Genomic DNA, 7,597 nt, shown 5'->3' with positions numbered 1-7,597 from the left:
GTATGTTTGATGCCCGATTATTTTCCGTGCCCAAACCCTCGACTCGACATAGTCGATGCCCAGCGCGTCGAGCTTCCTGGCGATGGCGATCTTGTCGGCCACCGAGAAGTCCACGCCCTGGGTCTGCGCCCCGTCGCGCAGGGTGGTGTCGAACAGCCAGATCCGCTCGCTCATCGCCTCACCCCACCCGGCGCCACAGCGTGCGGTCCGGCTTGTCCTCCAGCGCGATGCCGGCGGCCACCAGCTGGTCGCGGATGCGGTCGGCCTCGGCGAAGTCCTTCGCCGCCCGCGCCGCCCGCCGGGCCGCCACCAGCGCGTCGATCTCGGAATCGTCCAGCCCCGAATCCGCCTTCGGCCGCCAGCGGAACCAGTCCTCCGGCGACTGCTCCAGCAGGCCCAGCAGCCGGCCGCCGGCCAGCAGCTCGGCCTTCAGACGGGCCTGCTCGGCCGGATCGGTGGCCTTGTTCAGCTCGCCCACGGTCTCGTGCAGCGCGGCCAGGGCCTCCGGCGTGTTCAGGTCGTCCTCCAGCGCCGCCAGCACGGCCGCCGGCGCCTGGCCCGGTTCGACCGAGGCGGGGCCGATGGCGCGCAGCGCGCCGTAGAACCGGTCCAGCGCCGCGCGGGCCTGGCGCACCCCGTCCTTGGTGAAGTCGAAGGGCTGGCGGTAATGGCCGGACAGCAGGGCATAGCGCAGCGCCTCGCCCGGGAACTCCTCCAGCAGCTCATGCGGCGTGTAGAAGTTGCCGAGCGACTTCGACATCTTCTGGCCTTCGACCTGCAGGAAGCCGTTGTGCAGCCAATAATTGGCCATCACCGGCGTGCCATGGGCGCAGCGGCTCTGCGCGATCTCGTTCTCGTGATGCGGGAAGACGAGGTCGATGCCGCCGGCATGGATGTCGAAGATCTTGCCGAGATGGGCCGCCGCCATGGCCGAGCATTCGATGTGCCAGCCCGGCCGGCCGCGGCCCCAGGGGCTGTCCCAGCCCGGCTGGTCGTCGGTCGACGGCTTCCACAGAACGAAATCGGCCGGGTCGCGCTTGTAGGGTGCGACGTCGACCCGGGCGCCGTCGATCTGCTCGTCGCGGTTGCGGCGCGACAGCTGGCCGTAATCCGGCATCGACGGCACGTTGAACAGCACATGGCCTTCGGCGGCATAGGCATGGCCGTTGCCGACCAGCGTGCCGATCATCTCGACCATCTGCGGGATATGCTCGGTGGCTCGCGGCTGGACGTCGGGCAGCAGGGCGCCCAGCGCCGCCATGTCGGCGGCGAAGACCTCGCCGGTGCGGCGGGTCAGCTCGCCGATCGACTCCCCGTTGGCCTTCGCCCGCTCGATGATCTTGTCTTCGATGTCGGTGATGTTGCGGGCATAGGTCACCCGCGGATACAGCGTCCGCAGCAGCCGGTACAGCACGTCGAACACCACGATCGGCCGGGCGTTGCCGATATGGGCGTAGTCATAGACCGTCGGGCCGCAGACATACATCCGCACATGGCTCGGGTCGATCGGGACGAAGGCTTCCTTCGTCCGGGTGAGCGTGTTGTGCAGAGAGAGCGCCACGGGTCGCGGTCCTAGAAAGCCTGTCCGGTCGGGACCGCGACGATTACCAGATCGGGCCCTTGGCGTCCAAGGCTCAGGCCGCAGGGCAGCCCGGTCAGCGGCGCTTGCCGAACCAGCCCTTGCGCTGCGGCACCACCGGCGTGCCGGCCATCAGCGGCGGGCCGGCGGGGGCGCCCTCCGGCTCGTCGAACTGGGCGGTCAGCGATGGGCGATGGGCGCGCGCCGCCGCGGAGGGGCGCGGCGGCTCCGCCACTGCGGGGCCCAGCCGGCCGGCGCGGGCGGGCTCGGCCGGCGGACCGACGCGCAGGCGCGGCGCCGGTTCCGACGAGCGGACCGGGGCGGGCGCCGGCTCGGGGTGGAGCGCCGGGGCGGCCGGACGGGCGGCCGGCGCCGCGGTGGACGGGCGGAGCTCGGCCCGCGCCGGCGCCGGGGCCGGGCGGCCGAGCGCGGCGCTATCGACGAAGCGGTCGCATTCCGACTGGAACAACGGGTCCATCCGGCGGCCGGGGCCGATGGCGATCACCTTCTTGCCGTGGCGGCGCAGGCTGCGGACCAGCGGCAGCAGCGCCGCGCTGCCGGTCACCAGCACCACGGTGTCGATGCCGCGCTCCAGCAGGCCGAGCTCCATGACGTCGACCACCAGGCGCAGCGACGCGGCGTCGCGGCCCGGCTCGGTCTCGGTGGTCTGGACCTGGTCGAAGCCGTGGCGGTGGGCGACGCTGCGCAGGTCGGACAGCGCCGCCCAGTCGGCATAGGCGATGCGGCGCGCCGGGCGGCAGACGGTGCCGAGCGCGCCGAGGATGCGCGCGAGGTCCTCGGGGTCGCCGCCGGGCAGCGACGCCACATCGAGGAAGACCGCGGCCACCGGCAAGGCCGGGGCGTCCTGGGTGGGCAGTATCTCGTCGGTCATATCCGGTTCTTACTCCGGACCGCAGGTGGCGCCAAGGGGGGCAGGATTAAGTTTTATGCAAGTTTTAGCATGACAAGGCCTCAGGCCGCCCGGCCCGACAGCCGGGCCAGCGCCCGATCCCGCCCGATCAGCGGCAGCAGGCCGCGCAGCTCCGGGCCATGGTCGAGGCCGGTCAAGGCCAGGCGCAGGGTCAGGAACAGCGGCTTGCCCTTGATGCCGGTGCGCTCCCGCACCGCCGCCGTCCAGGCGCTCCAGGTCGTATCGTCCCAGGGCTCCGGCGGCAGCAGCTCGGCACCGGCGGCCAGCAGGGCCGCGTCGGCGATAATCGGCGTCACCGGCCCGGTGACCACCCGCCACCAGCCGGCCGCGTCCTCGAGCCGCTGCAGGTTCGGCCGCAGCACTGCCCAGGCCGCCTCGTCGACGGCGCCGAGGCCCAGCGCCGCCAGCCGGTCGCGCACCGCCGCAAAGGGCGTCTCGTGCAGGATGCGGCCGTTCAGCCGCTGCAGCTCGGCCGGGTCGAAGCGCGGGATGGTGCGGGAGAACCTGGCGAAATCGAATTCGGCGACGAGGTCGTCGAGCGCCAGCCGCGGCTCGATCGGGTCGGAGGTGCCGAGCTTGGCCAGCAGGCTGGTCACCGCCATCGGCTCGATCCCCTGCTCCCGCAGGCTGCGCAGCGACAGGCTGCCCAGGCGCTTGGACAGGCCGTGGCCCTCGGCGTCGGCGATCAGCGAGAGATGGGCGTAGCCCGGCGGCGCGGCGCCCAGCGCCTGGGCCAGCTGGATGTGCATGGCGGTGTTGGCGACATGGTCCTCGCCCCGCACCACCAGATTGATCCCCATGTCGATGTCGTCGACCACCGAGCCGATGTGGTACAGCGCCCGCCCATCCTCGCGCACCAGCACCGGGTCGGAGATGTCGCGGCCGTTGAAATGGACCGGACCGCGGACCTTGTCGTGCCATTCGATCGGCGCATCAGCCATCCGGAAGCGCCAATGCGGCCGGTGCCCCTCCCCCTCCAGCCGGGCGCGGTCTGCGTCGGTCAGCGCCAGGGCGGCGCGGTCGTAGAGCGGCGGCAGGCCGCGGGCCAGCAGGCTCTTGCGCTTGAGCTCCAGCTCCTCCGCCGTCTCGTAGCAGGGGTACAGCCGGCCGGCCGCCTTCAGCCGGTCCTGCGCGTCGCGGTAGCGGTCGGTGCGGTCGGACTGGCGGGCGAAGCCGTCCCAGCCGAGGCCGAGCCAGCGCAGATCCTGCTCGATCGCCGCGGCGAATTCGGCGCTGCCCCGCTCGGTGTCGGTGTCGTCGAGCCGCAGCAGGAAGCGCCCGCCGCTGGCGCGGGCGGCGAGCCAGCAGACCAGCGCGGTGCGGACATTGCCGACATGCAGCAGGCCGGTCGGGCTCGGGGCGAAGCGGGTGACGATCGGGGCGGAGGTCGGCAGGTCGGTCATGGGCGGGGGAGATAGCACGATCGGGCCGGGAACGGAAAAGGCCCGGTCTCCCGGGCCTTTCCGTCGCGCAGGCTGAGTCAGGTCAGGGACGAGCGGCGATCACTCGCCGTCGCCGCCGTCGCTCTCGGCGCCGCCGCCGGCGGTCATCATGCGGTCGGAGACCAGGCCGGCATTGGCCCGAATCTTGGCCTCCATCGACTTCGCCGTCTCGGGGTTGTCGCGCAGGAAGGCCTTGGCGTTCTCGCGGCCCTGGCCGATGCGCTGGCCGTCATAGGAGAACCAGGCGCCCGACTTCTCGACCACCCCGGCCTGGACGCCGAGATCGAGCAGCTCGCCGGTCTTCGACACGCCCTCGCCATACATGATGTCGAACTCGACGGCGCGGAACGGCGGCGCCAGCTTGTTCTTCACCACCTTGACCCGGGTTTGGTTGCCGGTGACGGTCTCGCGGTCCTTGATCGCGCCGATGCGGCGGATGTCGAGCCGGATCGAGGAGTAGAACTTCAGCGCGTTGCCGCCCGTCGTCGTCTCCGGGTTGCCGAACATCACGCCGATCTTCAGGCGGATCTGGTTGATGAAGATCACCAGCGTGTTCGACCGCGCGATCGAGCCGGTGAGCTTGCGCATCGCCTGGCTCATCAGCCGGGCCTGCAGGCCGGGCTGGTTGTCGCCCATCTCGCCCTCGAGCTCGGCCCGCGGCACCAGCGCCGCGACCGAATCGACCACCACCACGTCGATCGCGCCGGAGCGGACCAGCGTGTCGGTGATCTCCAGCGCCTGCTCGCCGGCATCGGGCTGCGAGATCAGCAGCTCGTCGATGTTGACGCCGAGCTTGCGGGCGTAGGTCGGATCGAGCGCGTGCTCGGCATCGACATAGGCGCAGGTGCCGCCGGCTTTCTGCGCTTCGGCCACCGCATGCAGCGCCAAAGTGGTCTTGCCCGAGCTTTCCGGCCCGTAGATCTCGACGATGCGGCCCTTCGGCAGGCCGCCGATGCCGAGCGCGATATCGAGGCCCAGCGACCCGGTCGAGATCACCTCCGTCTCGATCTGGGGCCGTGCCCCGAGCTTCATCACCGAGCCCTTGCCGAAGGCCCGTTCAATCTGGGTCAGGGCGGCTTCCAGCGCCTTGGTCTTGTCCATCGGGGCCCTTTCGACAACACGGAGAGTCGGGATCGACATCACCTGTCCTTTCCAGTTGCATGGCGCCATACGCCGCGTCAATGCAGCTCTTGTACACGTTTTGTTCCTGACAGGCAAGACCCCCCAGAATGCGGGGCTTTCGCGGCCGCGGCTTCGCAAGCAGGATCAATCCGCTTCGGGCTAAGACGGGATCAGGAGAACGAACCGATGCCGAAGGACGCCACGCTCGACCGCCACCTCGCCCGCATCCAGCGGGTGGTCGACCACATCGCCGCCCATCTCGACGACCCGGTCGACCTGGACCGGCTGGCCGGCGTGGCCTGCTTCTCGCCCTATCACTTCCACCGGGCGTACCGGTACCTGCTGGGCGAGACGGTGGCGGAGACGGTGCGCCGGCTGCGCCTGCACCGCGCCGCCGGCACGCTGCTGGACAGCGAGACGGCGGTGGCCCGCATCGCGCAGCGGGCGGGATACGGCAGCACCGCCGCCTTCACCCGCGCCTTCGCCGAGCGCTACGGCCGCCCGCCGGGGGCCTATCGCGACACGCGCCGGTCGTTCCCCTTCGACCCATCCGAAGGAGAGACAGCCATGCCCGAGGTCACCTACCGCACCCTGGCGCCGATCCGCGTCGCCGCCGTCCGCCATGTCGGCCCCTATATGGAGGTCGGCCGCAGCTTCGACATCCTGATGTCCTGGGCCCGCGCCCGGCAGCTGTTCCGCCCCGGCGCCCGCAGCCTGGGCCTCTATTACGATGATCCGGGCGCGGTGGCGCCTGCCGACCTCCGCTCCGACGCCTGCCTGGAGGTGTCGGAGGGCATTACCGGCGAGGGTGAGATCACAATCCGCACCGTCGCCGGCGGGCCGCATGCGGTGCTGCGCCATATCGGCCCCTATGCCGAGTTGGAGCGGTCCTATGCCTGGCTGTACCGGACCTGGCTGCCGGCCAGCGGCGCCGAGCCGGCGGAAGCGCCGATCTTCGAGGAATACCTGAACGACCCGCGCAGCACCCCGCCGGCGGAGCTGATCACCGATATCCACCTGCCCATCCGGGAGTTTCCGGAACGGCGGAGGTGACCTCGTGAGCCGAGGGGCCAGAAGATCGGTGTCTGGTCCTTTCGCTAGAGAGCAAAGTCGCCGGCTGTGAGCGACGCCGTGCCGCTGACAGCGATCGTGAAATCGGCAACCCGATCACCGTTGAGGTCTCCGGCCACGACCAAGGCTCCAGCCTCGGTGAAGACCCTAAGCTGCCCCGCCACGCCAGTGAAGGCGTCACCACCAATGAAGTTGAATGCTTGGTTGCCCCCCGCACTGGCATTGGCGTCGATATCCGAGAGGTCGATCCGGTCACTGCCGCGGGTGAAATCCATGATCCGGTCACGGGTGCCGGCCGTAGCCCCGCTATCCGCAGCGGCCTCGAACAGGAACAAGTCCCGGCCACCCCCGCCATAGAGCGAATCTGCCCCGGCGCCGCCGCTGAGGACATCATCGCCGCCATTGCCCCAAAGGATGTCTGCCCCCCCATTCCCGTAGAGCACGTTGCCGCTGGCATCGCCGCCGAGTTGATCCGCAACGTCCGAACCGAACAGGTCTGTAATCTGATACAACAAGTCGCCTTGAGCGTCGCCGCCCGCAGCCGCCCCCGTGGCGAGGTTGACGGAAACTCCCGCCAAGGATCCGAAATAGGAAGCCACGTTGTAGCCTGCCCCGCCATAGAGCGTGTCAGCCCCGGCGCCGCCGTTGAGGATATCGTTGCCGCCATTGCCCCACAGCTTATCGGCACCGCCATTGCCATAGAGCACGTTGTCGCCGGCATCGCCGCTGAGCTGATCAGCGAAACCCGATCCGTACAGGCCGGAGATAAAGTAAAGCTGGTCGCCCTGTGCGTCTCCGCCTGTGGCCGCCCTCGTTGCGAGGTTGACCGTGACCCCGGCCGAAGAGCCGAAATAGGACGCCATGTTGTCGCCGGCCCCACCGTTGAGCGAGTCGGGCCCGGCCCCGCCTTCCAGAAAATCGTCCCCCCCTCGCCCGATCAGCGTGTCTTTGCCGGCCCCGCCATAGAGGCTGTTGTCGGCACCGTCGCCGACCAGCGTGTCCGCGAAATCGGACCCGAACACATCCGCAATCCGGATCAGCGTGTCGCCGGCCGCGTCGCCATAGGCGCCCTTGCCGGTGGCGAGATCGACTGCGACAGCTTGGGCGGATCCAACATAGGAGGCAGCGTTGGTCCCGTCGCCGCCATCGAGAACGTCGGCGCCGGCACCGCCGTCGAGGATGTCATCGCCGCCGTTGCCCCACAGCTTGTCGGCCCCGCCGTTGCCATACAGCGCATTGTCTCCGGCGTCGCCGCCAAGCAGATCGGAGAAGTCCGACCCCGACAGATGCGCCAACTGGTACAGCCCCGCCGCGGCCGGCGGAAAGCGGCCGAAGCCGTGCCGCAGCCACGGGCGATTCTTCGATATACTGGACCGAACCCTTTTCGGGGCAACCGGTGGCCACCACACCCATTGCGCGTTCGCCCCAACCTGCGTGGAATTGCTCACCGTG

The 7,597-nt window shown here is 70.0% G+C and carries 7 protein-coding genes; 1 reads left to right on the top strand and 6 read right to left on the bottom strand.

From position 1 onward, the window contains the following. From ABDW35_RS27480 to recA, 5 genes are all read right to left on the bottom strand, one after another. Positions 1–174: hypothetical protein (locus ABDW35_RS27480; RefSeq protein WP_343717042.1), on the bottom strand; the 174-nt coding region annotated here is incomplete at its 3' end. 4 nt (positions 175–178) lie between these two features. Beyond that, positions 179–1,561, bottom strand: coding sequence for a cysteine--tRNA ligase (gene cysS, locus ABDW35_RS27475; RefSeq protein ID WP_343717041.1), 1,383 nt, complete (start codon positions 1,559–1,561; stop codon positions 179–181). 94 nt (positions 1,562–1,655) lie between these two features. After that, complete coding sequence (locus ABDW35_RS27470) at positions 1,656–2,471, bottom strand: NYN domain-containing protein (protein ID WP_343717040.1); 816 nt, start codon at positions 2,469–2,471, stop codon at positions 1,656–1,658. Between the two features lie 80 nt (positions 2,472–2,551). Continuing rightward, positions 2,552–3,913: a glutamate--tRNA ligase gene (gene gltX, locus ABDW35_RS27465; RefSeq protein ID WP_343717039.1), complete on the bottom strand. Its 1,362-nt coding sequence runs from the start codon at positions 3,911–3,913 to the stop codon at positions 2,552–2,554. Positions 3,914–4,012: 99 nt separating this feature from the next. Next, positions 4,013–5,092, bottom strand: coding sequence for a recombinase RecA (gene recA, locus ABDW35_RS27460; RefSeq protein WP_343717038.1), 1,080 nt, complete (start codon positions 5,090–5,092; stop codon positions 4,013–4,015). 168 nt (positions 5,093–5,260) lie between these two features. Here recA and ABDW35_RS27455 point away from each other — a divergent pair, with 168 nt between their 5' ends. Then, positions 5,261–6,127: an AraC family transcriptional regulator gene (locus ABDW35_RS27455; protein WP_343717037.1), complete on the top strand. Its 867-nt coding sequence runs from the start codon at positions 5,261–5,263 to the stop codon at positions 6,125–6,127. Between the two features lie 44 nt (positions 6,128–6,171). Here ABDW35_RS27455 and ABDW35_RS27450 read toward each other — a convergent pair. Further along, on the bottom strand, positions 6,172–7,597 hold a 1,426-nt coding region (locus ABDW35_RS27450), incomplete at its 5' end, for a calcium-binding protein (protein ID WP_343717036.1).

It is taken from the genome of Inquilinus sp. (assembly GCF_039594555.1).
In the GTDB taxonomy this organism is placed as follows: domain Bacteria; phylum Pseudomonadota; class Alphaproteobacteria; order DSM-16000; family Inquilinaceae; genus Inquilinus.
This window is presented reverse-complemented; position numbering and strand designations above follow the sequence as displayed.

What these genes read in the sequence shown, in the direction of transcription:
- ABDW35_RS27470 (WP_343717040.1), bottom strand. Translation starts at nt 2,471, where the DNA reads ATGACCGACGAGATACTGCCCACCCAGGACGCCCCGGCCTTGCCGGTG.
- gltX (WP_343717039.1), bottom strand. Translation starts at nt 3,913, where the DNA reads ATGACCGACCTGCCGACCTCCGCCCCGATCGTCACCCGCTTCGCCCCG.
- recA (WP_343717038.1), bottom strand. Translation starts at nt 5,092, where the DNA reads ATGTCGATCCCGACTCTCCGTGTTGTCGAAAGGGCCCCGATGGACAAG.
- ABDW35_RS27455 (WP_343717037.1), top strand. Translation starts at nt 5,261, where the DNA reads ATGCCGAAGGACGCCACGCTCGACCGCCACCTCGCCCGCATCCAGCGG.